The organism is Kitasatospora sp. NPDC028055, assembly GCF_040637885.1.
In the GTDB taxonomy this organism is placed as follows: Bacteria; Actinomycetota; Actinomycetes; order Streptomycetales; family Streptomycetaceae; genus Kitasatospora.
Map to the genome: position 1 here is coordinate 1 of NZ_JBEZXE010000072.1, position 26927 is coordinate 26927.

Consider the following 26927-nt stretch of genomic DNA (forward strand, 5'->3'; position numbering starts at 1 on the left):
GTTGTTCCGGTGTTGGGGTTGCGGTGTTTCGGGTTTTTGGGGGTCTGGGGGGGGGGGGGGGGCGGGGCGGCGGGGGGGGGGGGGCGGCTGGGGGGGGGGGGGGGCCCCCCCCCGGGCCCCCCCCCCGCCGCCGTCCGCCGAGCGGCGGCGGACGGCGGTGCGGGGGGCGAAGCCGAGGTCGGTGAGCGTGCGCCCCGGCCACATGTGCCGGAACACCCGCTCGTAGGCGTAGTTGGGGCAGCGGATCTCACCGGACTCGACCCGTCCGACGTAGCGGGCGTCGCAGGACACGTGCTCGCCGATCTCGCGGGCGGCGCGGCGGACGGCCATGGCGAACTCGCCCGGTGAGCGGTCGCCGCGCAGTGCGCGCATCACGGTGTTGGGGGTCGGTCGGTTCGGCTCGGCCGGTGGGGTGGCTGCCATGGCGCCGAGAGTACTCGGAGTCATCAGTTGGACACAGTCGGTTCGTGCGACATCTGCTGTCAATTCGGTTCAAAGCGGGCATTGTTGTGGGATATCCGCCATGAAATGCCATGCCTTGCTGTAATGCGCCCCGTGGCCTCCGGCGGTTCCGCGGCGTTGTCCTGATACGTGGAAGCCCAGGCCGTCCCCCCGGCCCGTCCCCGCCCCCGCGGCCCCACACCCGGCGGCAGTGCTTCCGAACCGACGAGGTACAGGAGGTCCCATGATGGCCACCGGACTGCCGCAGCACCGACCCGTCGCCGGGGGCGTGCTCGCCGCCGCCGCCCCCGCCCTGCTCCCCGCCCCCGCCGACGACCGGTTCCCCGGCCGGGGCCCGGTCGAGGGCGGCCGGGGCTCCTGCGGCGGACTGCGCCGGGACGCCGTCGTCCCGGCCGAGGACACCCTCCTCACCGGCTGCGACACGGTGACGGTCGCCCTGCGGCACGGCCTGGAGGCCGTCGACATCCTCAGGCTGCGCCGCGCCTGCGGGGCCGTCCTGCAGAGCCGCAACGGCAGCACCGTCTCCTTCCTCGTCCCGGCCGGCACCTGGGAGACCTGGCACCTGCCCGGCAGCTCCTGTACGGCCGGCGCCCTGGTGCCCGGCGCCACCGACCCGCGCTGGGTGATCCCGCCCGCCGGAACCGGCCGCACCACCCGCCCCACCGACGCCTGGGTGCTCCGCTCCGCCCTCTGCGAGGCCGCCTGCACGCTCACCGCCGGCGGCCTCGGCCCGTTCTAGGGGCGTGCCGCGCGGATCCGGCCGGGCCCGTACGCCTCCGACCGGATCCCCGTGGCACGCCCCTGACCAGGGGCGTGCCCGCTCGGCGGTGACCTGCCCGGGACACCGGCCCAGGTCGCCCTCCGGCGATAATGGCGTCCATGGGACGAAGCAACAGGGCCGCGCGCAGCCCCGAACCGGCGCTCGCCACCGGGGCGGACGGCCGCACCCACGCCCAGGGCCCGCTGACCCGGCAGGTCGGCTCCGGCCTGGCCGAACTGCGCCCCGACCGTGACCGTCCGCAGGCCTGGACGCTGCTGGTCGACGGCGCCCCGCAGTCCCTGGTCGACCTCGCCGACCCCACCCACCTGGGCTTCGAGTACCAGCGCCGGCTCGGCCACCTGATCGACCTGGTCGCGCCGCCCGGCCGCCCGCTGACCGTCCTGCACCTGGGCGGTGGCGCGCTCACCCTGGCCCGCTACGTGGCCGCCACCCGGCCGCGCTCGCGCCAGCAGGTCGCCGAGATCGACACCGCGCTCACCGAACTCGTCCGCGCCGAACTCCCCCTGGAGCGCGGCTGGCAGATCAAGGTGCGCGGCGGGGACGCCCGCGGCGTGCTGGAACGCACCCCCGAGGGCAGCGTCGACCTGGTCATCACCGACGTCTTCTCCGGCGCCCGCACCCCGGCCCACTGCACCACCGTCGAGTTCACCACCCTGGCGGCCCGCGCCCTCGCCCCCGGCGGCTGGTACGCCGCCAACATCGCCGACGGCGGCGCGCTGCCCTTCGCCCGCTCCCAGGTCGCCACCCTCGGCGCGGTCTTCCCCGAGCTGGCCCTGACCGCCGACCCGGCCGTGCTGCGCGGCAAGCGCTTCGGGAACCTCATCCTGGCCGCCGCCCACACCCCGCTCCCGATCACCGACCTGACCCGCCGGGTCGCCTCCGACTCCTCCCTCGGCCGGGTCGAACACGGCCGCGCGCTGGCCGACTTCACGGCCGGGGCCACCCCCGCCACGGACGCCACCGCGGCGCCCTCCCCGGCGCCGCCGCCGGGCGTCTTCCGGTGACGGTGCTGCCCGCTGTGCCTGCTGTGCCGGCGGTGCCCGCTGAGTCCGCAGTGTCAGCTGGGCCGGCGGGCCAGGTGCCCGCCGCGTGGTAAATCCGTTGGTGTGCGGTCCGGTTGCGGCGCACACTGGCCGCAGCCGACGGCTGTCGACGCGAGGAGGCCGCATGCGCATCCGATCCGCCCGCCCGGACGAGGCGGAGCTGCTCACCGCCATCGCCCTGCGGGCCAAGGCGTACTGGGGGTACGACGAGGCCTTCATGGCCGCCTGCCGGCAGGAGTTGACCCTGGACGCGGCCGCCGTCGAACGGGCGTCGACGCTGGTGGCCGAGGAGGGCGCCCGGGTGGTGGGGTTCGCCGCCCTGACCGGCGCCCCGCCGTCCGGCGAGCTGGACATGCTCTTCGTGGAGCCGGACCGGATCGGCCACGGCATCGGCCGCGCCCTGTTCGAGCGGGTCCGCGACCAGGCCCGGGCCGTCGGCCTGCACCGCTTCACCATCGACGCCGACCCGAACGCCGAGCCCTTCTACCTGGCGATGGGCGCCGTCCGGATCGGCAGCACGCCGTCCGGTTCGATACCCGGGCGTGAACTCCCGCTGCTGGCGGTGGAGCTGGCGTCCTGAGCCCCTGAGCCCTGAGCCTTGGGCCCGGCTCCCGCCGCCGTGCCGCCGTGCCGCCGGGGGCGGGTCAGTGCCCGCGCGGCAGTCCGCGGTGCTTGAACATCGCCGCGCCGGTGAGCAGCAGTCCGGCAGCGATCGGGGCCAGCACGGCGGTGGCGGTGGCGGTGCCGTCCTCCGCGGCGGTCACGGTCGCGGTGTCGGCGAGGGCGAGGGCCTCGGGCGTCCCGGTGCCCGCGGGGGTGGTCGGGGTCGCGGCGGGGGCCGCCGTACCGGCCGTTCCGGCGGGCACCGCCGAGTCCGGTCCGTCGTGCGTCGCGGCTTCCCGGACCAGGGGCGTCCCGGCTGCCCCGACCGTTCCGGGCCGGGCCGGGCCGTTCGGGCCGTCGGGGCCGGTGGTGGGGCCGGGCCGGGGGCGGGGGGCGACCGGCAGTGCGGCCGGTTCGCCCTCGCGGGAGGCGCGGGCTCCGGCGGGGCGGCCCTGGGCGGGGACAGCACCGAGCAGACCGGAGGCGAGGGCGAAGGCGTCGGGGACGGCGGCGCCCTGGCCGGGCAGCGGGAGCCCGCCGGCCCGGATGCGCTCCTGGAGGACGCCGCCGACCACCCCCGTGGCCCCGTCGGTCGGGCTGCCCGCCGGCTCGCCGCCGGCCCGTGCGCCGCTGGTCGGTTCACCACCGGCCGGTTCACCGCCAGTCGGTGCACCGGCCGACCCGGGGGAGCGGCCGGCGTCCGCGGTGCCGTGTTGCCCCGGGCCGCCCGGGCGGAGGGCTGACGGTCCGTCGAGCGCAGGCCCGCCGTGCACGGCCCGGCGGACGGCCGGTCGGGGCTGCCCGGAGGAGGGTTCGGCGGTGGCCGCGTACGCGCTGGAGGCGCCGACGCCCCAGAGCTGGGCGAGCAGGGCCCCGCCGACGGCGACGGCGCGCGGGCGGGGCAGCCACCGGGCGGCCGCTCGCCGCGCTCCGGCGAAGCCACGGGCGGCGGGTTCCTGGGGCTCGGTCGCGTGATTGGCTCGCACGTGAGTTGAGAACGAGCGGGCGGGCGGTGAGGTCACGGCCGCCGTCACGGACAGTCATCGCGCAGGTGGCCCCGGGGCGCTGCTCCCGGGGCCACCGACCGCGCGGCGGTCAGGAGTTGGGACGCAGGGTCCAGGTGACCGTCATCACACCGGTGACGGCGCCGTCGGCGCGGGTGATCTCGACGGTGACCGGGAACTCGGGGCGACCGCCGGCGTCCAGCTCGGCGACCACCTCGGCGGCCGGGCGGCCGAGCACGGCGGTGGCGGTGACCTCGCCCATCGCCAGCTTCTTGTAGGCGATCTCGGCGTTCACGGCGAGCGGCACGGCCCGGGACAGCTGGTCCCCGAAGGCGGCCAGTACGATGCAGCCGCTGGCGGACTCGGCGAGGGTGAACATCGCGCCGGCGTGCGGGCCGCCGACGTGGTTGTGGTACGCGGGCTGGTCGGGCAGCCGGAGCACGGCGCGGTCCGGGGTGGTCTCCAGGTACTCGAGCTTGAGGGTGTGCGCCATCGGCACGGTGGCGTCGAGCATCTGGCCGATCGAAGGAGTGGTCATGGCGACGATGTTACTAGCCGGTAGCTTGTTGCGGCAGGGGCCGACCGGAAAACCCGGGCCGCCGGGCACAACTGAGCCCGCGCCCGATCGGAGAACGCGTCGGGAAGCGCGTCGGGGGCGCGTGGGAGGCACGTGAGGAATGCGCCGGAAGCACGTCGGAACGCGAAAACGCCTGAGGGGCCGATCTCTTGAAGAGATCGGCCCCTCAGGCTCTGGGGTGAGTGACGGGACTCGAACCCGCGGCCACCTGGACCACAACCAGGTGCTCTACCAACTGAGCTACACCCACCATCTGTCCGGTCCGTTCCCGCTTCCGCGTTCCCGTTCCGACAGGAAGAACTCTACAGGATCCGAGAGGGTGCTCGCGCCAGGGTTTCTTCCCGACGAACGAAGCCACCCCCTCCGACCCCGCGACGCCCCGGTCAGTCGGTCGCGGCCCGGTACTTCTCCGCGATCCCGCGCGCCGTCTCGGCGTCCGGGCCGGGCTGCGGCACGAACACCGCCTCGCGGTAGTAGCGCAGTTCGTCGATGCTCTCGCGGATGTCCGCGAGCGCCCGGTGGTTCCCGCCCTTCGGCGGGCTGTTGTAGTACGCCTTCGGGTACCAGCGGCGGGCCAGCTCCTTGATCGAGGAGACGTCCACGATCCGGTAGTGCAGGTGCTTCTCCAGGGCCGGCATGTCCCGGGTCAGGAAGCCGCGGTCGGTGGCCACCGAGTTGCCGCACAGCGGCGTCTTCCCGGCCTCCGGCACGTGCTCGCGCACGTACGCCAGGACCCGCTCCTCGGCCTCGGCCAGGGTCACGCCCTGCTCCAGCTCCTCCAGCAGGCCGGAGGAGGTGTGCATCGCGCGCACCACCTCCGGCATGTTCGCGAGAGCCTCCGCCGGCGGGCGGATGATGACGTCCACGCCCTCGCCGAGGATGTTCAGCTCGGAGTCCGTCACCAGCACCGCGACCTCGACCAGGGCGTCCCGGTCGAGGTCGAGGCCGGTCATTTCACAGTCGATCCATACCAAACGGTCATTCACGCAACTCACCCTACGGCGCGATCACGCGCCACGGGGACCGGAGGAGCCGACCGGGGTGCCGGAGCGCAGCCGTCGGCCTGGTGCTCCTCCGCCCCGTCGTGGGTGCCGGGGCCGTCCGGACGCTCGCCCTCCCGGCCCGTACGGACCGCGTGGCCGTCCCGTCCGGGGCGCGCCTCGCGTGCCGCCCGCGCCCCGTCCGCCGCGGTCGCCCGGGCGGCGCCCGGTGCGCGGACCTGCGGAGCCCGCGCCTGCCGACCCCGGAGCTCACCCGCCCCGGCCGCCGGCTGACCGGCGGCACCCGTCGGAACCCGGCCGCCCAGTGCACCGTGTGCCCGTCCGGCCGCGCCCGGCTCGTCACCGGGCCGCCCGTCCGCGCTGCGGTGCCCCTGGCCCTGACCGCGCGCCCCCGGCTGGGGGTGGCCGTCCTCGGCCGCCGCGTGCTCGGCGGTGCGCGGCGGACGCCCCGCACCCGGACCGGCCTGCGGCGGCACCAGCGGCGACCGCACCGGACCGCGCGCCGCACCCTGCTGCCCGGGGTGCGGTTGCTGCGCGGCCTGCTGGTGCGGGTACGGCTGGCCCGCGCGGCCGTGGAAGCCCTGGGCGGCCGGCGTCCCGGCCTGCCCCGGACCGTACGGACCGGCCTGTCCGTGCGGCACCGGCTGTCCGTGACCGACCGGCTGCCCGTGCTGGCCCGGCTGGCCGGCCTGGCCCTGGCCGCCCGGACCGGCCGGGTACGGGTGGCCCTGCGGACCCCCGTGCCCGCCACCGCCGAACGGTCCGCCGCCCGCCGCGGCCGCCGCGTGCGCCAGGGCGCCGGGCAGCCGGATGTCGGCCGCCGGGGTCGGTGTCTGCTGTCCGGGGCGGCGCGCCCGGTAGCTGGTCCGGTACGCGGCCGGGGAGACCCCGAGCTGACGGCGGAAGTGCCCGCGCAGCGCGACCGGCGACCGGAACCCGCACCGGCGCGCCACGTCGTCCACCGACAGCTCCGACGTCTCCAGCAGCCGCTGCGCCTGGAGCACCCGCTGGGTGATCAGCCACTGCAGCGGCGCACTGCCGGTGAGCGTGCGGAAGCGGCGGTCGAAGGTGCGCCGGCTCATGTAGGCACGGGCCGCCAGCACCTCGACGTCGAACTGCTGGTTGAGGTTCTCCAGCGCCCAGGTGACCACCTCGGCCAGCGGGTCGTTGCCGATCTCCTCCGGTAAAGACTGATCGATGTACTGGGCCTGTCCGCCGCCGCTGCGGCGACTGGGCACCACCAGGCGACGGGCCAGCGCGTTGGCGGCCTCGGCGCCGTGGTCGCTGCGCACCACGTGCAGGCACAGGTCGATGCCGGCGGCGGTGCCGGCCGAGGTCAGCACGTCGCCGTCGTCCACGAACAGCTCGCGCGGGTCCACGTGCACCCGCGGGTACCGCTTGGCCAGGGTCGGCGCGTACATCCAGTGGGTGGTCGCCGGGCGGCCGTCCAGCAGACCGGCCGCGGCGAGCACGAAGGCACCGGTACAGAGCCCGATGATCCGCGCACCCTCGTGGTGGGCCTTGCGCAGGGCGGTGATCGCCTCGACCGGGGGCGGCTGGGAGATCGAGCGCCAGGCCGGTACGACGATCGTGCCGGCCCGGGCGAGGGCCTCCAGGCCGTACGGCGCGGAGAGGGTCAGGCCGCCCGTGGTGGCCAGCGGTCCCTCCTCCCCGGCACAGACCAGCAGTCGGTAGCGGGGCACTCCGGCGTCCTGGCGGTCCACGCCGAAGACGGAGAGCGGGATCGAGCTCTCGAAGATCGGTGCGCCGCCGAAGATCAGCACCGCGACGGTCTCCCGGCGGCGCCGGCCGGACAGCTTGCGCGGGGAGCCGATGGTCGCCAGCGCGTTCGCGGAGCCGTTGCCGCCCGGGGAGCCGTGGCCCAGCGGGCCGTGGCCGGGGGCGGTGCCCAGGGCCAGGCCGCCGCCGAGCGGGCCGGTGCCGGAACCGTTCAGCCCCGGGGCCGAGCCGGTGGCGGGGTAGGCCGGGTGGCCGGGGTAGCCCGGGTACTCGCCGTAGGGCTGCGCCGGGCCGCCGTGGGGCTGGCCCGCGCCGTGTGCCGTGCCGTGGCCGGGTCCGTGCGCCGCGCCGTGGCCGGGGTTGACGGGGCCTCGGCTGACGGGCTGTCCGGCGGGGGACGGGTGGCCGCCCGGGTGCCCGCTCTGGTGTCCGCCCGGGTGTCCGCTCTGGTGTCCACCCGGGTGTCCGCCCTGTACCGGCTGCGCGCCGTACGGGGCCGGGCCGCCGTGCGTGGTGCCGCCGTGCTCGGCCGGGGAGTGGCCGGGGGTGGCGGACGGCGCGGGGGGATAGGGGGAGTGCGAGGCGGGGCCCGAGGGGCTCGGGATGCCGGAGGCGCGGGTGGTGGCGGCGATCGCGGAGGTGCCGGTGCTTCTCACGGGCCGACTCGCGGTGCCGGCCGGTGCCTGGCCGCTGTCAGGACCCGCGTCGCTCCTGCTCACCCTGCTCAAGGCGCTCAAGCCCCCTCGGTGGTGTGGTGTGGGTGGTGCGGCACTGCTGGCCAAGATCGAAATCTATCGGGTGGACCGTTGCCGTTGTGACAAGTTCACCATCCGACGCTATGTCGACATGGCAATTTGGCGTGATGCATTCGATCACGAAGCGTGGCACCCGTCGACCCTTCTGGGAAGAGGGCCGGTGCAACGGTGGCTGGTTGTCGCAGGACGGTTCCTGGGGTGTCCGGCTTCCGGGCACCCGGCCGGCGGGTCTGGGCTGCGGATTTGCCCAAGGGGGAGCGCGCGGCACGAAATTGACCGAAAATCGGCGGTGCACAGGAGGGCGCACGGGCACCGGCTGTGCGCCTCCCAGGCTTCATCCGGCCAGCGCCAGGACGGGCGGACCGTTACCCCTACGGCGCGGCTACGTTCCTGCCGTGAACACCAACCGCCGGCTCGAACAGGCCAACGACAACTCCGCCGCCTTCTGGCTCGCCCAAGCCCGCGCACACGGCTGGCAATCCCGCGTCCGACCGGGCCTCACGGCCGTCCGCTGCGCCCGCACCCCGGGCGACTCCCAGCGCTTCGTGGTCACCCGCCCCTACGCCGAACCAGCCGACGTGGAACAGCAGTTGGTCGAGCTCCAGGCCGAGTGGGGCACCATCAGCTTCACTCTGGAGGACCCTTACGGCGGGCTCGACCTGACCCGTCTCGGAGCCGTCCGGATGCCGCTCATGCCGGTGATGACCCGGGAGCCCGGACCGGTCGACGGTGCGACCGCCGACGGCTCGGTGGCCGACAGCTCGGTGGTCGGCGGCTCTGTGGCTGGTGGCTGGGTGACCGACGGCCGGGACGCCGGGCTGCCCGTCGTCTCGAGGGCGCACGACGGAGCCGTCCTGACGGTGAATGAGGCATTGAGCGGTGACGCCCTCGCCCTGGTGGAGCGCACTGTCGTGGACGGTTTCCCGCTGCCCGCCCGACAGCCCTGGACCCGCGGTGAAGCCCTCCCGGAGCGGCTGCTCGCCGAACCCGGCTGCCGGGCCTGGCTCGGCCGCGTCGACGGCGCACCGGCCGGTGCCTGCCTCACCTACGACGACGGCACCTCCACCGGGGTGTACTGGGTCGCCACCCTGCCCGACCAGCGCGGAAGGGGCGTGGCCCGAGCTGTGCTGGAGGCCGCGCTGACCCGCGCCCACCCGGACCGCCCGGCCACCCTGGTCGCCACCTCGGTCGGCGAACCGCTGTACCGCAAGCTCGGGTTCGCCGGACAGGGCCGGACCAGCTGGTGGACCAGGACCTCGCCGAGAGGCTGACCTGCGGGCCCGCGCTACCCGGCGACCGCCGCGACGACTGCTGCAACTACCGCTGCGACGGCGGGTGCGGGTGCGGGTGCGGTGTCGGCGGTGGCGGTGGCGGTGGCGGTGGCGGGCGCGGGGTCGGGCGTGGGGTCGAGCGCGGGCCCGGTCGGCACGGCGGCGACGGCGACGGGGGCGGTCGGGATGCCCGGTACGGCCGGAGAGGTCCTCGCGGCGCCGGGCACCGCGGCGAACACCGTACGGGCGGCCCTCGCCCCACCCGTACTACCCGTACCACCCGCCCCACCAGCACCTTCGGTTCCAGCTGCCCCACCGGCCGCGGTGCGGAGGGGGATTGGCCGCCCCGGCGCGAAGGACCGGTCGCTGTTCGCGCCCGGCTCCGCCCCACCGGCCGTCCGCAGGTCGTCGGCCGCCCCGGCGTCCGACCCCTGGCGTGTACCCGGGCGTTGGAGGCCGTCGGCGATCGCGGCAAACCCGCCTGATCGGTTTCGGACACCGGACCCGGCTCCGGAAGCCGGGGCGACGGCCGTCCCGGCGCTCACGGGAACGGGCGCACTCGGGCCCTCCAGAGCGGTCACCGCCACATGTGCGCCGGTCCGTACGCCGAGTTGCGCCGTCGCACGGGAGGGCAGGGTGGCCGCCTGCTGTCGCCCTGGCTCGCCCGGGCGAGCCCCCGGCCGGGCGCCTGCGTGCGCGGAAGGTGCATTGCGCGCGGACAGCACCAGGCCCACGGCCTCCGGGATCCCGGCCGCCTTCAGCGTCGGCCGGTAGCCGCTCTCCGCCCACGGCCGGCCGTGGTGCAGCCAGACGCTGCGCAGCCCGGCCAGTTCGGCGCCGGCGATGTCGGCGGGCGCGTGGTCCCCGACCATCCAGGTGTGCGCCGTCCAGTCCCCGGTCGGCCGGATGCCGCACCGCCGGGCGGCTATCTCGAAGATCAGCGGATCCGGTTTGACGCAGTCGGCCTCCTCCGAGATCACCCAGCCGTCGACCAGTGCCCCCAGCCCGGTCCGCCGGATCTTCTCCAACTGCGGCCGGGTGCCGCCGTTGGAGACGATGCCGAGGGTCCATCCGGCCGCCCGTGCGGTCCGCAGCGCCTCCACCGTCCGGGGCGGGCAGTGGATGTGCGAGTTGATGCCGCGTCGGAAGTGCGCGAGCAGGAACTCGGCCGAGGCGTCCAGGCCGTAGCGGCGCCGCACCGCCGACAGTACGGTGCTGCGCGGCACGTAGCCGCCCCCGTCGAGGGTGACGAACCAGTCGAGGTCCCCGGGCGGCAGGTGGTGTTCGGACAGGAAGTCCTGCGCCCAGGCCCGGAAGGCGGCGTCCCGGGGGAGCAGCGTGTTGTCGAGGTCGAACAGGAGCAGGGGCATGCCGAGCATGGTGCCAGCGGCCCGGCCCATGCACCTGGCAAATGCCAGAGCACGTCGCGAAGCCGTACGCAGTGGCTGAAAGGACCCCGACGCCGGATGGACGGGGCAGGCCCAGGCGGGCCGGTGAGCAGGCCGGGATCCGTGGGGCGTAACGGTTGGCGACATTCCGCAACGGATCGTCGCCAATCCATGACAGTCCGGTCACGGTGTCCGGCAGGCCTGTTGCGCCTCTGGGTCTGCTCAGTCAAGCTCCTTAGAACCTCCGTTCTGGAGGGGGCGCGATCGCCTGCGGGCAGGGCGCACCGCCACGGCGGGCGCATCCCTCTTTCGCGGGAACAACGTCGCTCCGGGGGCTTCGCCGCTGGGCTGGGCCCCATGCCCGTCGTACTCTGAAAGGAACAGGTCACATACGGTGCTGCGCGTCGCCGACCGACGTCACCCCGTGGGCGGGCCTGCTGCCCGGGCAGCGTTGTCCTCCTCTCCTGTCGGCCCCTCTCCCTTGAAGAGCCGTGAGCCATGGCTGGTTTTGAGCCTTCCCGACCGGTCGAACCGGACGCGCCCCGCAGTGCGGGCGCAGGGCCCCGGGGGGACGGCGCCCGCACCCACCTCGAGCCGTCCGACGGGCAGCTCGACGAGCGCCCGGAAGACCGCGCCGACGAGCGCCAGGACGAGGCTGACGACGACCGTGACGAGCGCGTCGAGCCAGGTGTCACCGAGCCCGATGACCGACGCATCGGCATACAGCGCGGCGAGCGGTTGGGCGAACTGCCGGGCGGGCAGCCCGAAGAGCATGCGGACGGCAGCAGCCCCGGTGCTGGCCCCGGCCCCGGTGCTGGCCCCGACGCCGACGACGGTGGCCGAGCCGACGGTTCGGCCCACCCCGACAGCAGGCCGGACGGCGGGCGGGCAGCCGCCGTCGGGACAGCGCAGCCCGCAGCCGCGAGCCCTGGGCGGGGCGAACCCCACGCCCTGGTGCGCGCCTTGCGCAGCCTTCGGCGCGGCAGTCTCGCCCGGCGTGACCGCCCCGGACCGCGCCAGCGCCGTGACGGGCATCCGGCCGGGCCTGCGGAGCCCTCGGTGACGGGCCGACCCGGCCCCGGTGCCGAACGTCCGGACACCGCCTCCGGTCCGCTCGGCGGGCACACCGAGCCGTCGGTGTCGGACGCGCCCGGGCACTCTCTCGACCCGGTGTTCCAGCACGGTGTCGTGGTGGGCTTCGACGGCTCGTTGTCGAGCGAGCGCGCCCTCGCCTACGCCGTCGGCATGGCCCGCCGGTCGCAGTGCGGCCTGGTGATCGTGCACGTCGCCAACCGCCTGCCCGCCACGGTCTGGGCGGGCTGTGAACCTCCCGTCTTCGTCGATCTCCCGGACCACCGCACGGAGGTCCTCGGCCTGGAACTCGCCTGCGCGGACTTCCTCGCGGGGGTGCCGTGGGTCCTGATCGAGCGGGGCGGCGACATCTGCCACGAGATCGAGGAGGTCGGCCGCGAGTACGCCGCCGACGCGATCGTCGTCGGCACGACGCACGGCCTGCTCGGCAAGATCTTCGGCTCGGTCTCCGGGCGGCTGGCGCGGCGGGCCAACCGCCCGGTGATCGTGATCCCTTGAGGACTTCCGGCTGCCGCGGAGCCTCCGCGGCAGCGGTTCCCGCCGCCGCGGTGTGCTCCTCAACAGCCCTTGTGGAGCGGTGGGTTGGCCCGGCGGGCCAGGCTTCCGGGGTGACCACCGGAAGCCGGCCGTCAGGAGTCGACGGTCAGGCGCCGATCGTCACGAGGTGACGCCGAGCTGCCGGGCGATGAGCATGCGCTGGACTTCGGACGTGCCCTCCCCGATCTCGAGAATCTTGCAGTCGCGCCAGAAGCGGGCGACCGGGAATTCGTTCATGAACCCGTACCCGCCGTGGATCTGGGTCGCCTCGCGGGCGTTGTCGACGGCGGCCTCGGACGAGTACAGCTTCGCGATCGCGGCCTCCTTCTTGAACGGTTCGCCGTGCAGCAGCCGGGAAGCGGCGTCCCGCCAGGCCAGGCGGGAGGTGTGGGCGCGCAGCTCCATGTCGGCGAGCTTGAACTGGATGGCCTGGTTGGCACCGATCGGGCGGCCGAAGGCCCGGCGGGTGCCGGCGTACTTGACGGACTCGTCGACGCAGCCCTGGGCCAGGCCGGTGGCCAGGGCCGCGATCGCGATGCGGCCCTCGTCGAGGATCCGCAGGAACTGGGCGTAGCCTCGGCCACGCTCGCCCAGCAGGTTGGCCGCGGGGACGCGGCAGTCGGTGAATGACAGTTCGCGGGTGTCGGATGCGTTCCACCCGACCTTCGAGTACTTCTTCGAGACCTGGAAGCCGGGGGTCCCGGTGGGCACGATGATGGACGAGATCTCCCGCACAGGCGAGCGGAATTCGCCTTCTTCACTCGAACGAGCGATCGGTTCGGTGAGCGCGGTGACGGTGACCAGACCGGTGATGTCGGTGCCGGAGTTGGTGATGAAGCACTTGGTCCCGTTGATGACCCACTCGTCGGTGGCCTCGTCGTAGCGGGCGGTGGTGCGGGTCGCCCCGGCGTCCGAGCCGCCCTCCGGCTCGGTGAGGCCGAAGGCGCCGAGGAGTTCGCCGGAGGTCAGCCGGGGCAGCCACTCGCGCTTCTGCTCCTCGGTGCCGAAGCGGTAGATCGGCATCGCGCCCAGCGAGACGGCGGCCTCCAGGGTGATCGCCACCGAGGAGTCCACGCGGGCGAGTTCCTCCAGGGCGAGGCCGAGGGCGAAGTAGTCGCCGCCCATGCCGCCGTACTCCTCCGGGAAGGGCAGGCCGAACAGGCCCATCCGCCCCATCTCACGGACGATCTCGTAGGGGAACTCCTCCCGCTCGTAGAACTCGCCGATCTTCGGCGCCACCACGTCCTGGGCGAACTCCGCGACGGTGCGCCGCAGTTCCTCGTACTCGCTGCTGAGCCGGTGGTCGAGCATCTGATCCTCCTGGTGCCCGGCCGGGGTGGCCGTGGGCATGAGCGGGACGACCGGCGTCCGTCTGACGGTGTGACGGTCGCACGGTGTGGTTGACGGATGAACGGGGTGCGGTGGCGCCGGCCGGACCGTTCGGGCGGCCGGCGCCGGGAAGTCGGGCGGGGCCGGTCAGCCCCGGGCGGCGCCGAGCAGCGCCTGGACGGTGCGGGAGGGGCTCGGGCGGCCGAGCTGCCCGGCCATCCAGCCGCTGGTCGCGACCAGCGCGCGCAGGTCGACGCCGGTCCGGACGCCGAGCCCGTGCAGCATCCACACCAGGTCCTCGGTGGCCAGGTTCCCGGTGGCGCTCTTCGCGTACGGGCAGCCGCCCAGTCCGCCCGCCGAGGCGTCCACCGTGGTGACGCCCTCGCGCAGCGCCGCCAGGGTGTTGCTGAGCGCCTGGCCGTAGGTGTCGTGGAAGTGCACGGCGATCCGGCCGACGGGCACGCCGGCCTTCGCGAACCCGGCCAGCAGTGCACCGACCTGGCCGGGGGTGGCCACGCCGATGGTGTCGCCGAGGCTCAGCTCGGCGCAGCCCATCTCCAGCAGCTGGACGCCGTACCGGACCACCTGGTCGACCGGGACGGGCCCCTCCCAGGGGTCGCCGAAGCACATCGAGAGGTAGCCGCGGACGGTGACCCCGGCCTCGGCGGCCCGGGTCACGACCGGGCGGAACATCGCCATGGCCTCGTCCGCCGAACGGTTGAGGTTGCGCCGGGCGAAGGTCTCGGTGGCGCTGGCGAAGACCGCGATGTCGGTGGCGTGGTGGGCGAGCGCGCGGTCGAGGCCGCGCTCGTTGGGGACCAGCACCGGCAGCCGCAGGCCGGGATGGCGCTCCGGCAGGCCGGCGAGCCGGGGGACCAGCTCCTCGGCGTCGGCGAGCTGGGGTACCCATTTCGGGTGAACGAAGCTGGTCGCCTCGACGGTCCGCAGCCCGGCGGCGGCGAGCCGGCCGATGAACTCGGCCTTGACCTCGACGGGCACCAGGGAGCTCTCGTTCTGCAGCCCGTCGCGCGGCCCGACCTCGTGGATCCGGACCTCCTCGGGCAGGCCGGGGGCGCGGACCGGGTCGGGCAGGCCCAGGTCGAGCGCGTCGGGCTCGCGGGCGGCGCTACCCGGGGCGGCGGTCTCCGGGGCGGGGGTCTCCGGGGACGTCATGACCGCACCTCCGCGGGCTCGGCGGCCGCCTCGGCCGGGGTGACCACGACCAGCAGGTCCTCCATCGCGACGGTGGCGCCGGCGGTGGCCCGCAGCTCGGCCACCACACCGTCGTGCGGCGCGGCGATCACGTGTTCCATCTTCATGGCCTCCAGCACGAGCAGGGGTTGGCCCTTGCGGACCGTCTCGCCCGCCGTGGTCTTGACGACCGTGACGGTGCCGGGCATCGGGGCGGTCAGCGCGCCGTGGTGCGCCGAGGCGCCGCCGACGCTCTCGCCGACCGGGTCGTAGGCGTGCATCGGCCAGGCGTCGCCCTCGACGCCGAGCCAGGTCACCGGGCCGGCCGGGAGGCCGGGGGAGGCGTCGGTGGCCAGCGCGAAGGCGGTTTGCAGGCCGTCGACGGTCAGGTGCAGCCGGTCGGCCGCCAGGGTCGCGCGGGCGCGGTGGACGGGCCCGGCGTCCAGCTGGAGCTCGACCTCGCGGGCGGTCCCGGGCGAATTGTCAGTGGCGTCGGTTACGTTGCCCGCAGTGATCGAACGGATGCGCACCGACACCGGGTCCTGGCCGGGGGTCCGGAGTCGGTGGGTGGTCCAGGCGGGGGTGCCACCGAGGCGCCAGCCGGAGGGAAGGGAGAACGGGTCGGTCCAGCCGCCGGGGTCGGCGGCCGGGGTGAGGTCCAGGTGCCGTGCCAGCGCGGCCGCGTAGTAGAGGAGGTGGGCAGGTGACGGCGGTTCGGATGCCGGGGCGCGGGCGGGATCGGTCGCGCTCGGTGCCGCCGCGTGCGAGGTTGCCGCGTTCGACGGGGAGTGCGGTGCGACGAGCAGGGCCGGCTGCTGCTGGGCCGTCTGTTCCACCAGGCCGGTGTCCAGTCGGCCGGCGACGACCTCGGGGTGGGCGAGCAGTCGGCGCAGGAAGCCGGTGTTGGTGGTGACACCCAGGATGCGGGTGTCGGCCAGCGCGGCGCGGAGCCGACGCAGCGCGGTCGGGCGGTCGGGCCCGTACGCGATGACCTTGGCGAGCATGGGGTCGTAGGCGCTGGTGACGACGGTTCCGGGGGCGACTCCGGAGTCGACTCGGATGCCCTCGCCCCGGGGCTCGTCCAGGGTGAGGATGCGACCGCCGGTGGGCAGGAAGTCCCGTTCCGGGTCCTCGGCGCAGATACGGGCCTCGATGGCGTGGCCCAGGAAGGAGACGTCGGACTGGCCGAAGGAGAGCGGCTCGCCCGCGGCGACGCGCAGTTGCCACTCGACCAGGTCCAGTCGGGCCGATTCCGGGCCGACGGCGACGGCGAGTTCGGTGACGGGGTGCTCGACCTGGAGGCGGGTGTTCATCTCCATGAAGAAGAAGTCCCGCACCCCCTCGGCGGCGGAGGCGGGGGCGTCCGGGTCGATGCCGGGGACGATGAACTCCACGGTGCCGGCCCCGGTGTAGCCGCAGGACTCGGCGGCGCGGACGGCCGCAGCGCCCATCGCGGCGCGGGTCTCGGCATTGAGCAGGACGGAGGGAGCCTCTTCGATCAGTTTCTGGTGGCGGCGCTGGAGGCTGCACTCGCGCTCGCCGAGGTGGACGGTGGTGCCGTGGGCGTCGGCGAGCACCTGCACCTCGATGTGGCGCGGCCGGTCGATCCACCGCTCCAGCAGCAGGGTGTCGTCGCCGAAGGCGGTCCGGGCGACGCGACGGGCGGCGGCGATCTCGGTGGGCAGCTCGGCCGGGTCCCGCACCAGGCGCATGCCCTTTCCGCCACCACCGGCGGAGGGCTTGAGCAGGACGGGGTAGCCGATCTCGTCGGCGGCGGCGACGAGGTCCTCGTCGGTGGGCGCGGTGGCCTGGCTGCCGGGGACCACCGGGACGCCGGCGGTCCGGACGGCCTCCTTGGCGTTGATCTTGTCACCCATCAGCTCGACCGCACCGGGAGGTGGTCCGATGAAGACGAGGCCCGCGTCGGCGCACGCGCGGGCGAAGCCGGGGTTCTCGGCGAGGAAGCCGTAGCCGGGGTGGACGGCCTGGGCGCCGGTGCGGTGGGCGGCGGCGAGGATCTGATCGGTGCGCAGGTAGGTCTCGGCGGCCGAGCTGTCGCTGCGGTCGGCCGGGCCGAGCCGGACGGCGACGTCGGCCTCGCGGACGTGCGGTGCGTCGGCGTCCGCGTCGCTGAACACGGCGACCGAGCGGACACCGAGCCGCCGCAGGGTGCGGATCACCCGCAGGGCGATCTCACCGCGGTTGGCGACCAGAACTGTGTCGAACATGGGAGGCGTTCCTCCGGGTCGAGGGGAGCCGTAAGAGAGGAGGTGGCGGTGGGCGGTTGCGGCGCCGACCGGTCGTCGGACCGGCGCCGCAGGAGTCACACCCGGAAGAGCGGGGTCACCGGAGCGGTCGCGTCGGAGTGCTCGCACCGGAGTGGTCGCACCGGAGTGGTCGCACCGGGGCGGCCACCCCGGAGCGGGTCACATGCGGAAGACACCGAACGGAGCGGGCGGCGCCAGCGGGGCGTTGGCGCAGGCGGTGAGGGCGAGGCCGACGACGGTGCGGGTGTCCATCGGGTCGATCACGCCGTCGTCCCAGAGCCGGGCGGTGGCGTAGTAGGCGCTGCCCTGGCGCTCGTACTGCTCGCGGACCGGGCGCTTGAACTCCTCCTCCGCCTCGCCCGGCCACTCCTCGCCGCGCGCCTCCAGCTGGTCGCGGCGGACGGTGGCCAGCACGGAGGCCGCCTGCTCGCCGCCCATCACGGAGATCTTGGCGCCCGGCCACATCCACAGGAAGCGGGGTGAGTAGGCCCGGCCGCACATCGAGTAGTTGCCGGCTCCGTACGAGCCGCCGATCACCACGGTCAGCTTCGGGACCCGGGTGCAGGCCACGGCGTTGACCATCTTGGCGCCGTGCTTGGCGATGCCGCCCGCCTCGTACTGCCGACCGACCATGAAGCCGGTGATGTTCTGCAGGAAGAGGAGGGGGATGCCGCGCTGGTCGCACAACTCGATGAAGTGGGCGCCCTTGACGGCCGACTCGGAGAACAGCACACCGTTGTTGGCGACGATGCCGACCGGGTGGCCGTGGATCCGGGCGAAGCCGGTGACCAGGGTCGCGCCGTACTCGGCCTTGAACTCGGCGAAGCGGCTGCCGTCGACCAGTCGGGCGATCACCTCGCGCACGTCGTAGGGCGTGCGCGGGTCGACCGGGACGGCCCCGTACAGGCCGGCCGGGTCGACGGCCGGCGGCTCGGCCGCGGTGAGCGGCCACGGCCTGGGCGTGCGCGGGCCGAGCTCGGACACGATGGTGCGGACGATGGAGAGGGCGTGGGCGTCGTCCTCGGCCAGGTGGTCGGTCACGCCCGAGGTGCGGGAGTGCAGTTCGCCGCCGCCCAGCTCCTCGGCGGTGACCACCTCGCCGGTCGCGGCCTTCACCAGCGGCGGTCCGCCCAGGAAGATCGTGCCCTGGTTGCGGACGATCACCGCCTGGTCGCTCATTGCCGGGACGTACGCGCCGCCGGCCGTGCAGGAGCCGAGCACGGCGGCGATCTGCGGGATGCCCGCGGCCGAGAGCCGGGCCTGGTTGTAGAAAATCCGGCCGAAGTGGTCGCGGTCCGGGAAGACCTCGTCCTGCATCGGGAGGAAGGCGCCGCCGGAGTCCACCAGGTAGATGCAGGGGAGGCGGTTCTCCAGCGCGACCTCCTGGGCGCGCAGGTGCTTCTTCACCGTCATCGGGTAGTAGGTGCCGCCCTTGACGGTGGCGTCGTTGGCGACCACCACCACCTCGCGTCCGGCGACCCGGCCGATGCCGGCGATCACCCCGGCCGCGGGCGCCGCCCCGTCGTACATCCCGTCGGCGGCCAGCGGGGCCAGCTCCAGGAAGGGCGAGGCCGGGTCGAGCAGGGTGTCCACCCGGTCGCGGGGGAGGAGCTTGCCGCGCGAGGTGTGCCGGGCACGCGCCTTGGCGCCCCCGCCGAGGGCGGCGGCGTCGAGCTTGGCGCGCAGCTCGGCGACCAGGGCCCGGTGTGCCTCGGTGTTGGCCTGGAAGGCCGCGGAACCCGGGTCGGCGGAGGTGCCGAGCCGAGGTGCCGGAGCGGCGGCTCCCGGTGCTGCGGCAATCGGTGCTGTGGCACCCGGTGCCGACGCGGCGCCGGTCGCTGGGCTGAACCGGACGCCGGAGGAGGCACCGGTGGTTGAGATGACCATTCCCAAGAGCTCCCTTGCCCTCGGCAGCAGGCGGGCGGGCCGAGTACGGTGCGCCCCTGATCCTCACGTTAATTAACGTTAACTTACGCGCCCAGGTTAACGGCCGATAACCCGACTGTCTACGATGGGCGGCATGCCGAACGCCCCCACCGCCTCCGCGCTCCCACGCCGCGACCAGATCCGCCGGGAGGCCGCGCGACTGTTCGCCGCCCGGGGCTTCCTCGGCGTGGGTGTGGACGAGATCGGCAAGGCCGTCGGCATCAGCGGCCCCGGTCTCTACCGCCACTTCGCCGGCAAGGACGCGATGCTGGCCGACCTGCTGATCGGCATCAGCGAGCGCCTGCTGGAGGAGGGGCGGCGCCGGGCGGGCGGCGGCGACGGTCCGGCCGCCACTCTGGACGCCCTGATCAGCGGCCACGTCGACTTCGCCCTGAACGACCGCGACCTGATCACCCTGCACGACCGCGAACTGCTGAACCTCAAGGAGGAGGACCGCCGCACCGTCCGGCGGCTCCAGCGCGGCTATGTCGAGCTGTGGGTGGACGTGGTCCGGCAGGCCCACCCGTCGCTCGCCGATCCCGGCGCGGAGCCCGTCGCGCGCGCCGCCGTGCACGCGGTCTTCGGGTTGATCAACTCGACCCCGCACAGCGTCGGCCCGAATCCGGCCCAGGGCGAGCGCGCCGGCCTGCAGCGCGGCGACATGGCCGCGCTGCTGCACACCCTCGCCCACGGTGCCTTCGCCGCGGCCGCCGAGTCCGTGGCTGCGGCCGACTCCACGGGTGTCGATTCCGTGGTTGCGGCCGCCTCCAGGGGTGTCGACCACGAGGTCGGGCCCGCGTAGGCCCGTCCGCTCCCGGCTGTTCTTCTTGGCCGCCGCCGTCCACCTCCGACCGTTCCGGTGCAGATCCCGGGGGAGCCGACCCGGCACCGTCCCCGGCCCTAGGTCCAAAGGACGGTGCCTGCCTGCCCCCGGGGCGCTGGGCGCACGCCGGGTTCTCGGGTGACCCTGGGGGAAGGGCCGGAGCGTCGGGCCGCAGCTGTGTTCGGTCGGGAATCACCGCAGGCCGCGAGCTGTTGCCCAGTCGCCGGACCGGACGATCCGGGCCGTACCGGAGTCACTTCCGAACGCCTCGCGCGGCCGGAAATGCCGTGGCGGCCACCCGACGAAATGGTTAGCATCCCTAAATATGCCCGAGACTCACGGATCCATGGTGGAGCAATCACCGAGCGGCCAACCGGCCCCCGGCCCCGACCCGGTGGCCCCCGGCAACGGCCCGAGGGCCACCGAAGCACGCCCTGCGCCGGAGGTGGCCGCCGCCCCGAGCCCGGACCCGGCCGAGGGCGCGACCGCCCGGGCCGACGGCTGGCTGCGCCGCCTGATCGGCTACAGCTGGCGGTCCCGCCGCAGCCTGCTGCTCGCCTTCGGCGCCTCGCTGGTCGGCATGGCCGTCACCGCGATGGTGCCGCTGGTCACCAAGCTGATCATCGATGACGTCATCGTCGCCCACACCCGCTCGCTGACCCCGTGGGCGGTGGTGCTGCTGCTCGCCGCCGTCGTGGTCTTCGGCTGCACCCAGGTCCGTCGCTACTACGGCGGCCAGCTGGCCCTCGATGTCCAGCACGACATGCGCAGCGACCTGTTCCGCTCGCTCGGCCGGCTCGACGGCCACCGTCAGGACCGCCTGGACACCGGCCAGGTGGTGGGGCGCGCGACCTCCGACCTCCAGCTGATCAACGGCCTGCTCTCGATGCTGCCGATGATGACCGGCTACCTGCTGATGTTCGTGATGTCGCTGGGCGTGATGGTCTGGCTGTCCCCGCCGCTGACCCTGATAGCCGTGGTCATGGCCCCCGCGCTGTGGTGGGTCAGCGGGCGCAGTCGCAAGCGCCTGTTCCCGGCCACCTGGGCCGCCCAGCAGGAGGCGGCCGCCGTCGCGGGCGTGGTGGACGGCGCGATCGGCGGGGTCCGGGTGGTCAAGGGCTTCGGCCAGGAGGCACAGGAGCAGGACAAGCTGGAGCTGGTCTCCCGCAACCTGTTCGCCGCCCGGCTCCGGTCGATCCGCCTCAACGCCCGCTACAACCCGGCGATGCAGGCGATCCCGGCCCTGGCCCAGGTCGCGGTGCTGGCCTTCGGCGGCTGGCTGGCCGTCGACGGTCGGGTCACGCTCGGGACCTTCGTCGCCTTCTCCACCTACGTCGCCCAGATGACCGGCCCGGTGCGGATGCTGACCATGGTCATCACGGTCGGCCAGCAGGCCCGGGCCGGCGTCGAGCGGGTCCTGCAACTGATCGACGAGCGCCCGCTGGTCCAGGAGCGCCCGGACGCGCTCACCCTGGACCTGACGCGGGACGGCACCACCTCTCCGACCAGCTCCGCCGACACCCCCGCTGACTCCGCGGCTGATCGCCCGAAGGGCGCCCCGGACGATGCCCCGGCCGGCACCGTCGGCCCCCGCACCCCCGACGTCGCCCTGGAGTTCGACCGGGTCGAGTTCCGCTACGACCCCGAGCACCCGGCCCCGGTGCTGCACGGGCTCACCCTCGCGCTGGCCCCCGGCGAGACCCTCGCCCTGGTGGGCGCCTCCGGCTCCGGCAAGTCGACGGTGGCCCAGCTGGTGCCCCGCTTCTACGACCCGGCGGGCGGCGCCGTCCGCCTGTACGGCCACGACCTGCGCGACCTCACCCTGGACTCGGTCCGTGCCGCCGTCGGCATCGTGCCCGAGGAGAGCTTCCTCTTCTCCGAGTCGGTCCGCACCAACATCGCCTATGGCCGTCCGGACGCCACCGACGAGCAGATCGTCGCCGCCGCGCGCGTCGCCCAGGCCGACGAGTTCGTCCGCGCGCTGCCGGACGGCTACGAGACCAAGGTCGGGGAGCAGGGCCTGACCCTCTCCGGGGGCCAGCGCCAGCGCATCGCCCTGGCCCGGGCGATCCTCACCGACCCCCGGATCCTGCTGCTGGACGACGCCACCTCGGCGGTCGACCCGCAGGTCGAGGCGGAGATCCACGACGCGCTGCGCTCGGTGATGACCGGCCGCACCACCCTGCTGATCGCCCACCGACGCTCGACCCTCCAACTCGCCGACCGGATCGCGGTCCTGGACCACGGCCGACTGCTGGACCTCGGCACGCACGAGGAACTCGAAGCCCGATGTCCCCAGTACCGGGCCCTGATCACCGACCCGGAAGCCGGCCGCACACCCGAGCCGCAGCCCGGGCCCGCCACCGACACCCCCGCTGACTCCGCCCCCGCCGCCGACGCCGCCCCCAGCTCCGCCGCCGCCGACGCCCCCGGCTCCGAGCCCGCGCCGGCCGAGCAGAAGGACCGGCCAACCGCGCAGACCCCCGCACTCCCCACCCCGGCACTCCCCACCCCCGCCCTTGCCAAGGCGGCCCGCACCGCCGACCCCGAGCTGCTGGCCAAGGTCGCCGCGCTCCCGCCGGCCACCGACACCCCCGCCGTCCCCCGCGCCGAGGCCGAGGCCGGGGACCCGGACTTCAGCCTCGGCCGCCTGCTGCGCCCCTTCCGCGTCCCGCTGCTCATCGCCTTCCTGCTGGTCACCCTGGACGCGGCCGCCGGGCTGGTGCTGCCGGTGCTGATCCGGCACGGGATCGACGAGGGCGTCCGCAAGGGCCTGATGGCCGGCGTCGCGGTCGCCTCGATCACCGCCCTCGTCGTGGTGCTGCTGGACTGGCTGGTGCAGAGCGCCGAGAACCGGGTCAGCGGCCGGACCGGTGAGCGGGTGCTCTACACCCTCCGACTCAAGATCTTCGCCCACCTCAACCGGCTCGGCCTGGACTACTACGAGCGCGAGTTGACCGGCCGGATCATGACCCGGATGACCACCGACCTGGACTCGCTGACGTCCTTCCTGCAGACCGGAATGGTCACCGCGGTGGTCAGCCTGCTGACCTTCGCCGGGATCTTCGTGGCCCTGCTGATCATCGACGCCGGTCTGGCCCTGGTGGTCTTCGCCGTGCTGCCGCTGCTGGTGATCGCCACCCTGGTGTTCCGGAAGAAGTCCAAGGACCAGTACGAGCGTTCCCGCGACCTGATCAGCACCGTCAACGCCGACCTCCAGGAGAACGTGGCCGGCATGCGGATCGTCCAGGCCTTCCGCCGTCTGGACACCAACACCGACCGCTTCGTGGCCCGCGGCATCGCCTACCGGGAGGCCAGGGTCCGGGCGCAGTTCTACATCTCGCTGTACTTCCCGTTCGTCCAGTTCCTCTCCAGCGTGGCCGCCGCGCTGGTGCTGATCGTGGGCGCCGCCCGGGTGGACGCGGGGACGCTGACGGTCGGTGCGCTGGTCGCATATCTGCTCTACATCGACCTGTTCTTCGCCCCGGTCAACCAGCTGTCGCAGGTGTTCGACGGCTACCAGCAGGCCTCGGTGGGCCTCGGCCGGATCCGTGAGCTGCTGCGCACCCCGACCACCACGGCCCCGGCGGCCGATCCGGTCCCGGTGCCGAAGGGGCTGCGCGGCGAGATCAGCTTCGAGGGCGTCGGCTTCGCCTACAACGGTGGGGCGGACGGCGCACCGGAGGTGCTCAGCGCCGTCGACCTGCACATACCCGCAGGTCAGACGGTGGCGCTGGTCGGCGAGACCGGTGCGGGCAAGTCGACGCTGGTGAAGCTGGTCGCGCGGTTCTACGACGCGACCGAGGGCACCGTCCGGGTCGACGGAGTGGACCTCACCCGCTACGACCTGGCCCAGTACCGCCACCGGCTGGGCGTGGTGCCGCAGGAGGCGTACCTGTTCGCGGGCACGGTCCGCGAGGCGATCGCCTACGGCCGCCCGGACGCCTCGGCGGCCGAGGTGGAGGCGGCGGCCCGGGCGGTCGGCGCGCACGACATGATCGTCGGACTGTCGGGCGGCTACGACCACGAGGTCGCCGGCCGCGGCCGCAACCTCTCGGCCGGTCAGCGCCAGCTGATCGCCCTGGCCCGGGCCGAACTGGTCGACCCGGACATCCTGTTGCTGGACGAGGCCACCGCGGCGCTCGACCTGGCCAGCGAGGCAGCCGTCAACCAGGCCGCGGACCGGCTCAGCGGGGGCCGCACCACCCTGGTCATCGCCCACCGGCTGACCACCGCCGAACGCGCGGACCGGGTCGTCGTGCTGGACCACGGCCGGGTGGTCGAGGACGGCACCCACACCGAACTGCTCGCCCTGGACGGGACGTACGCCCGGCTCTGGCAGGCGTTCATCGCGGACGGCCACCCGGCCCCGGCCGAGTCGGTCGCCGCCGGGTAACCACGGCCCGGCGGTCCAGCAGCCATGCGGTCCGGCGGTCGGGCGACGCGCTCAGGCAGCGATCAGTGAGGCCAGCAGACCCGAGGCGTCGATGCCGCGCGGCAGGTCGCTCACCTGGCCGTCCCCGACCTCCACCACCCGCCAGCCGGAGCCGTCCGCCCGGCTGGCGAGGTCGGTGGTGACGAAGCGGCAGCCGAGTCTTCGCACCAGCGCGGGGACGTGGGTGAGGTCGGGCTCGACCCGCTGGTGCGGGGCGTCCGGGTGCGGGCCCACCAGGATCGGCCGACCGTCGAGCCACCACACCCGGACCTCCACCGCCCGCCCGTCGCTGCCAGCGCCGTTCGCCCGCCCGTCGCCGCCCGGGCCTTCGGCTGTGCCGCCGACGCTCCGGCCCGTTCCGTCGGCGCGCTCGAACTCCTCGTACCGCCGCAGCACCACCCCGCCGGCCAGGGACTCGCCCTGCAGCTCGACGAACCGCCCGACCACCCGCCCAACGGCCGTCAGGTCCGCCAACTCCGGTACGTAGCAGGCCTCGTGCCACTCGTGCTTGCGGGACTTCACGTAGTCCTTCACGATCGCCGGCCCGGTGCCGCCGAGCCGGGCCACGGCGTCCGCCAGTTCCGCCGGGGTGGGGGCCGCCGTCCCGTCGGACGGGATCCAGACACTGGGCGGGGTCGCACCCTCGAACACCCCGTACCAGCCGGGCAGTTCGTGCGCCGCGGCGTAGCCGGGCGCGCTGGTCAGCAGGTTGCCGCCGCGGGCGGTGAGGGCGGCGGCAAACCCGGCGTACCGCGCGGAGGGGAGCATCCAGCCCCGGTACCAGAGCGGTCCGCAGTCCGGGGACACCCGCCGTACCGCTTCCTCGGCGTGTCCGGCGAGCAGTGCGTCGTGGTCGACGAGGTGGTGCTCGCCGCCCAACTCCCGCAGCAGCCGGGCCTCCCAGGCGAAGTGCGGATCAGGCCGGCGCGGGTTGAGCGGATCGGCGGGGAAGAGGATCGAGGGTACGGGCATGGCGGTCAGGGTACGGCCAGCGGGCCGTTCCCGGCTGCGGTCCGGCGGCGGTCGGTTGCCCCGGTTCTTCCCAAGTGGTTTGCGGGGACGGCGAATCCGGTCGACGCCCGGTGCGGGCGCTGTCAGAGTGTCCCGATGCGAAGACTGCTGCGACCGCACAGACGCGTTCCGCGCCGGGCCGCCCGTACGGTGGTGCTGGACGGCGACGGCTCGGTGTTCCTGCTCCGTTCGGACAACGACGAGGTCGGCGTCCACTGGACCATGCCCGGCGGCGGGCTGGAACGGGGTGAGACCCCGCGGGTCGGCGCCCGGCGCGAACTGTGGGAGGAGACAGGCTGGACCGATCTCGAACCGGGCCCGCTGCTCTGCACCTGGGAGCACGACTTCACCTGGCACGGGACCCCGGTCCGTCAGCACGAGCACATCTACCTCACCCGCGGACCGCACCGCGGCCCGGTCGGCGATGTCAGCGCGGTGCACGCCGTGGACCGGATCCTCGACTGGCGGTGGTGGACCCCGGCCGAGCTCGCCGACGAGAACGCGGACGCGCTCTGGCCGCCCCGGCTACCGGAGTTGCTGGAGCCCGTCCGCGCGGGCTGGGCGGTCGACGGGCGCCCTCCGGTGCCCGTCGACCTCGGTTACATCCCGAACGCCTGACCGCGCCCGCCGGGCCGGGCGGCCCGACCGCCCGGCCCGACCGGGCCGAGCTCCCAGCCGTGCAGGTCGAGCTCCCGGTCGTGCAGCGCCCACGGGTTCATCCGCACCGTCAGCCGGGCGCCGACCAGTTGCCCGGCGGTGAGCCCGGTCTCGGTGATCAGCTGCTCGGTCGACACCGAGACGGCGATGGCGGGACGCCAGGAGGGCAGCACGACCAGGGTGGTCCCGCGCCCGACCCGGATCGGCTCCGCCGCCACCCGGACCGGCGTCCGCTCCTCCGGGCGTCCGACGGCGTCCGACCGGACCGGGCTGCCGCCGATCAGAATGCCGAGCGGTGGTTCGGCCCGGAACTCCTCGGTGCCGGTCCCGGCAGCGGTCCAGCCTTCGATCCCCACTCCGGTCCCGATCCGGACCCCGGCACCGGCCCGGTCCACGGTGTGTGCGCCGGGCGCCGAGGGCACCGACGCCACCGGGGGCGCCGAGGCCGGGTGATCGGTCACCGTCCCCGGTACACCGGACGGTGCACCTGCCGGTGTAGCTGCCCACCCCGCACCGGCCGGGTCGGTCGCGGCCGTCTCCCGTGCGGCCGCCTCCTGCCCGGTCGGGTCGGCAAGCGGGTGCATCCGCCGCAGTCGGCGGGACGGCGACGGCCGTCGCGAGCCGAGGATCCGGAGCTCCTCGCGCCCCGAACGCGGTACCGCTGCAGGCCGGTTGCCCTCGGCGGGCGCCGCGGTCCGCTGGAACCGGACGAACCCCGGCCCGGCCCGGTCAGGGGCGGAGCCCGCACCGGCACCGGTACCGGCGTCGGTGCCAGCGTCGGTGTCGGCCTCGGACGCCGCCTCGGACGCCGCCTCGGACGCCGCCTCGGACGCCGCCTCGGACGCCGCCTCGGACGCCGCCTCGGACGCCGCCTCGGACGCCTCCTCGGCCTCGCCGAGCAGCGCCCGTACCTCCGCCACCGGCCGACGGCACGCGGCCGCCAGCTCGGCGAGCGAGCGCCCCTCGGCGCGCGCGGCCCGCAGCCGGGCGGCGAACGCCTCCCGGAGCCGCACTTCGACGTCCTCCGGCATGCG

19 protein-coding genes, 1 tRNA gene and 2 pseudogenes are annotated in these 26927 nt (G+C 74.6%); 8 read left to right on the forward strand and 14 right to left on the reverse strand.

The window, feature by feature from the left end:
* Nucleotides 1-423, reverse strand: a pseudogene (locus tag AB0F71_RS37405) (hypothetical protein); the annotation flags it as partial.
* A gap of 262 nt (nucleotides 424-685) precedes the next feature.
* On the opposite strand from AB0F71_RS37405, the gene AB0F71_RS37410 reads away from it, so the two are divergent.
* The 3 genes from AB0F71_RS37410 to AB0F71_RS37420 all read left to right on the forward strand — a co-directional run bounded on the left by AB0F71_RS37410 (nucleotide 686) and on the right by AB0F71_RS37420 (nucleotide 2866).
* Nucleotides 686-1201 (forward strand): hypothetical protein, encoded by a 516-nt coding sequence (locus tag AB0F71_RS37410; protein ID WP_360244920.1) that lies wholly within the window; start codon nucleotides 686-688, stop codon nucleotides 1199-1201.
* A 131-nt stretch (nucleotides 1202-1332) separates the two neighbouring features.
* Nucleotides 1333-2247: a fused MFS/spermidine synthase gene (locus AB0F71_RS37415; protein ID WP_360244923.1), complete on the forward strand. Its 915-nt coding sequence runs from the start codon at nucleotides 1333-1335 to the stop codon at nucleotides 2245-2247.
* Between the two features lie 163 nt (nucleotides 2248-2410).
* On the forward strand, nucleotides 2411-2866 hold the full coding sequence (locus AB0F71_RS37420) for a GNAT family N-acetyltransferase (RefSeq protein WP_360244926.1): 456 nt from the start codon (nucleotides 2411-2413) through the stop codon (nucleotides 2864-2866).
* 64 nt (nucleotides 2867-2930) lie between these two features.
* On the opposite strand, the gene AB0F71_RS37425 is transcribed toward AB0F71_RS37420, so the two are convergent.
* The 5 genes and pseudogenes from AB0F71_RS37425 to AB0F71_RS37445 all read right to left on the reverse strand — a co-directional run.
* Complete coding sequence (locus AB0F71_RS37425; RefSeq protein ID WP_360244929.1) at nucleotides 2931-3875, reverse strand: hypothetical protein; 945 nt, start codon at nucleotides 3873-3875, stop codon at nucleotides 2931-2933.
* 109 nt (nucleotides 3876-3984) lie between these two features.
* Nucleotides 3985-4431 carry a DUF4442 domain-containing protein gene (locus AB0F71_RS37430; RefSeq protein ID WP_350504886.1) on the reverse strand — a complete coding sequence of 149 codons (447 nt, stop codon included), beginning with the start codon at nucleotides 4429-4431 and terminating at the stop codon, nucleotides 3985-3987.
* A gap of 213 nt (nucleotides 4432-4644) precedes the next feature.
* Nucleotides 4645-4720, reverse strand: a tRNA-His gene (locus AB0F71_RS37435).
* Nucleotides 4721-4853: 133 nt separating this feature from the next.
* Nucleotides 4854-5456, reverse strand: coding sequence for an oligoribonuclease (gene orn / locus AB0F71_RS37440; RefSeq protein WP_360244932.1), 603 nt, complete (start codon nucleotides 5454-5456; stop codon nucleotides 4854-4856).
* Between the two features lie 857 nt (nucleotides 5457-6313).
* Nucleotides 6314-7315, reverse strand: a pseudogene (locus AB0F71_RS37445) (helix-turn-helix domain-containing protein); the annotation flags it as partial.
* A gap of 1046 nt (nucleotides 7316-8361) precedes the next feature.
* On the opposite strand from AB0F71_RS37445, the gene AB0F71_RS37450 reads away from it, so the two are divergent.
* The gene (locus tag AB0F71_RS37450) at nucleotides 8362-9237 is read left to right on the forward strand and encodes a GNAT family N-acetyltransferase (protein WP_360244935.1); all 876 of its coding nucleotides are present in this window, start codon (nucleotides 8362-8364) and stop codon (nucleotides 9235-9237) included.
* A 14-nt stretch (nucleotides 9238-9251) separates the two neighbouring features.
* Here AB0F71_RS37450 and AB0F71_RS37455 read toward each other — a convergent pair whose 3' ends face one another.
* Nucleotides 9252-10607 (reverse strand): HAD-IA family hydrolase, encoded by a 1356-nt coding sequence (locus AB0F71_RS37455; RefSeq protein WP_360244938.1) that lies wholly within the window; start codon nucleotides 10605-10607, stop codon nucleotides 9252-9254.
* A 435-nt stretch (nucleotides 10608-11042) separates the two neighbouring features.
* Nucleotides 11043-11660 (reverse strand): hypothetical protein, encoded by a 618-nt coding sequence (locus AB0F71_RS37460; protein WP_360244941.1) that lies wholly within the window; start codon nucleotides 11658-11660, stop codon nucleotides 11043-11045.
* A gap of 102 nt (nucleotides 11661-11762) precedes the next feature.
* On the opposite strand from AB0F71_RS37460, the gene AB0F71_RS37465 reads away from it, so the two are divergent.
* A complete protein-coding gene (locus AB0F71_RS37465; RefSeq protein ID WP_360244980.1) occupies nucleotides 11763-12215 on the forward strand; it encodes a universal stress protein in 453 nt (150 codons plus the stop codon).
* A gap of 159 nt (nucleotides 12216-12374) precedes the next feature.
* Here the strand turns inward: AB0F71_RS37465 and AB0F71_RS37470 are convergent, their stop codons facing one another.
* The 4 genes from AB0F71_RS37470 to AB0F71_RS37485 all read right to left on the reverse strand — a co-directional run bounded on the left by AB0F71_RS37470 (nucleotide 12375) and on the right by AB0F71_RS37485 (nucleotide 18928).
* Nucleotides 12375-13565 carry an acyl-CoA dehydrogenase family protein gene (locus tag AB0F71_RS37470; protein WP_360244983.1) on the reverse strand — a complete coding sequence of 397 codons (1191 nt, stop codon included), beginning with the start codon at nucleotides 13563-13565 and terminating at the stop codon, nucleotides 12375-12377.
* Nucleotides 13566-13730: 165 nt separating this feature from the next.
* Nucleotides 13731-14756: a hydroxymethylglutaryl-CoA lyase gene (locus AB0F71_RS37475; RefSeq protein WP_360244944.1), complete on the reverse strand. Its 1026-nt coding sequence runs from the start codon at nucleotides 14754-14756 to the stop codon at nucleotides 13731-13733.
* Nucleotides 14753-17002: a biotin carboxylase N-terminal domain-containing protein gene (locus AB0F71_RS37480; RefSeq protein ID WP_360244947.1), complete on the reverse strand. Its 2250-nt coding sequence runs from the start codon at nucleotides 17000-17002 to the stop codon at nucleotides 14753-14755. Before AB0F71_RS37480 ends, AB0F71_RS37475 begins: the two co-directional genes overlap by 4 nt.
* Nucleotides 17003-17200: 198 nt before the next feature.
* The gene (locus AB0F71_RS37485) at nucleotides 17201-18928 is read right to left on the reverse strand and encodes a carboxyl transferase domain-containing protein (protein ID WP_360244950.1); all 1728 of its coding nucleotides are present in this window, start codon (nucleotides 18926-18928) and stop codon (nucleotides 17201-17203) included.
* A 133-nt stretch (nucleotides 18929-19061) separates the two neighbouring features.
* On the opposite strand from AB0F71_RS37485, the gene AB0F71_RS37490 reads away from it, so the two are divergent.
* Nucleotides 19062-19769 (forward strand): TetR/AcrR family transcriptional regulator, encoded by a 708-nt coding sequence (locus AB0F71_RS37490; RefSeq protein WP_360244953.1) that lies wholly within the window; start codon nucleotides 19062-19064, stop codon nucleotides 19767-19769.
* 367 nt (nucleotides 19770-20136) lie between these two features.
* Complete coding sequence (locus AB0F71_RS37495) at nucleotides 20137-24186, forward strand: ABC transporter ATP-binding protein (protein WP_360244956.1); 4050 nt, start codon at nucleotides 20137-20139, stop codon at nucleotides 24184-24186.
* A gap of 51 nt (nucleotides 24187-24237) precedes the next feature.
* Here the strand turns inward: AB0F71_RS37495 and AB0F71_RS37500 are convergent, their stop codons facing one another.
* Entirely contained in the window at nucleotides 24238-25197 is a 960-nt protein-coding gene (locus AB0F71_RS37500; RefSeq protein WP_360244959.1) for an ATP-grasp domain-containing protein, read from the reverse strand.
* Nucleotides 25198-25332: 135 nt separating this feature from the next.
* Between AB0F71_RS37500 and AB0F71_RS37505 the strand changes: the two genes are divergently transcribed.
* Complete coding sequence (locus AB0F71_RS37505; RefSeq protein ID WP_360244962.1) at nucleotides 25333-25854, forward strand: NUDIX domain-containing protein; 522 nt, start codon at nucleotides 25333-25335, stop codon at nucleotides 25852-25854.
* On the opposite strand, the gene AB0F71_RS37510 is transcribed toward AB0F71_RS37505, so the two are convergent.
* Nucleotides 25836-26924 (reverse strand): hypothetical protein, encoded by a 1089-nt coding sequence (locus tag AB0F71_RS37510; protein WP_360244965.1) that lies wholly within the window; start codon nucleotides 26922-26924, stop codon nucleotides 25836-25838. The two genes, AB0F71_RS37505 and AB0F71_RS37510, sit on opposite strands and share 19 nt — an antisense overlap.
* Nucleotides 26925-26927: the final 3 nt, after the last annotated feature.

What these genes read in the sequence shown, in the direction of transcription:
- AB0F71_RS37460 (WP_360244941.1), bottom strand. Translation starts at nt 11,660, where the DNA reads ATGCCCGTCACGGCGCTGGCGCGGTCCGGGGCGGTCACGCCGGGCGAG.
- AB0F71_RS37510 (WP_360244965.1), bottom strand. Translation starts at nt 26,924, where the DNA reads ATGCCGGAGGACGTCGAAGTGCGGCTCCGGGAGGCGTTCGCCGCCCGG.
- AB0F71_RS37410 (WP_360244920.1), top strand. Translation starts at nt 686, where the DNA reads ATGATGGCCACCGGACTGCCGCAGCACCGACCCGTCGCCGGGGGCGTG.
- AB0F71_RS37480 (WP_360244947.1), bottom strand. Translation starts at nt 17,002, where the DNA reads ATGTTCGACACAGTTCTGGTCGCCAACCGCGGTGAGATCGCCCTGCGG.
- AB0F71_RS37475 (WP_360244944.1), bottom strand. Translation starts at nt 14,756, where the DNA reads ATGACGTCCCCGGAGACCCCCGCCCCGGAGACCGCCGCCCCGGGTAGC.
- AB0F71_RS37430 (WP_350504886.1), bottom strand. Translation starts at nt 4,431, where the DNA reads ATGACCACTCCTTCGATCGGCCAGATGCTCGACGCCACCGTGCCGATG.
- AB0F71_RS37455 (WP_360244938.1), bottom strand. Translation starts at nt 10,607, where the DNA reads ATGCCCCTGCTCCTGTTCGACCTCGACAACACGCTGCTCCCCCGGGAC.
- AB0F71_RS37415 (WP_360244923.1), top strand. Translation starts at nt 1,333, where the DNA reads ATGGCGTCCATGGGACGAAGCAACAGGGCCGCGCGCAGCCCCGAACCG.
- AB0F71_RS37505 (WP_360244962.1), top strand. Translation starts at nt 25,333, where the DNA reads ATGCGAAGACTGCTGCGACCGCACAGACGCGTTCCGCGCCGGGCCGCC.
- AB0F71_RS37490 (WP_360244953.1), top strand. Translation starts at nt 19,062, where the DNA reads ATGCCGAACGCCCCCACCGCCTCCGCGCTCCCACGCCGCGACCAGATC.
- AB0F71_RS37500 (WP_360244959.1), bottom strand. Translation starts at nt 25,197, where the DNA reads ATGCCCGTACCCTCGATCCTCTTCCCCGCCGATCCGCTCAACCCGCGC.
- AB0F71_RS37470 (WP_360244983.1), bottom strand. Translation starts at nt 13,565, where the DNA reads ATGCTCGACCACCGGCTCAGCAGCGAGTACGAGGAACTGCGGCGCACC.
- AB0F71_RS37485 (WP_360244950.1), bottom strand. Translation starts at nt 18,928, where the DNA reads ATGGTCATCTCAACCACCGGTGCCTCCTCCGGCGTCCGGTTCAGCCCA.
- AB0F71_RS37420 (WP_360244926.1), top strand. Translation starts at nt 2,411, where the DNA reads ATGCGCATCCGATCCGCCCGCCCGGACGAGGCGGAGCTGCTCACCGCC.
- AB0F71_RS37495 (WP_360244956.1), top strand. Translation starts at nt 20,137, where the DNA reads ATGGTGGAGCAATCACCGAGCGGCCAACCGGCCCCCGGCCCCGACCCG.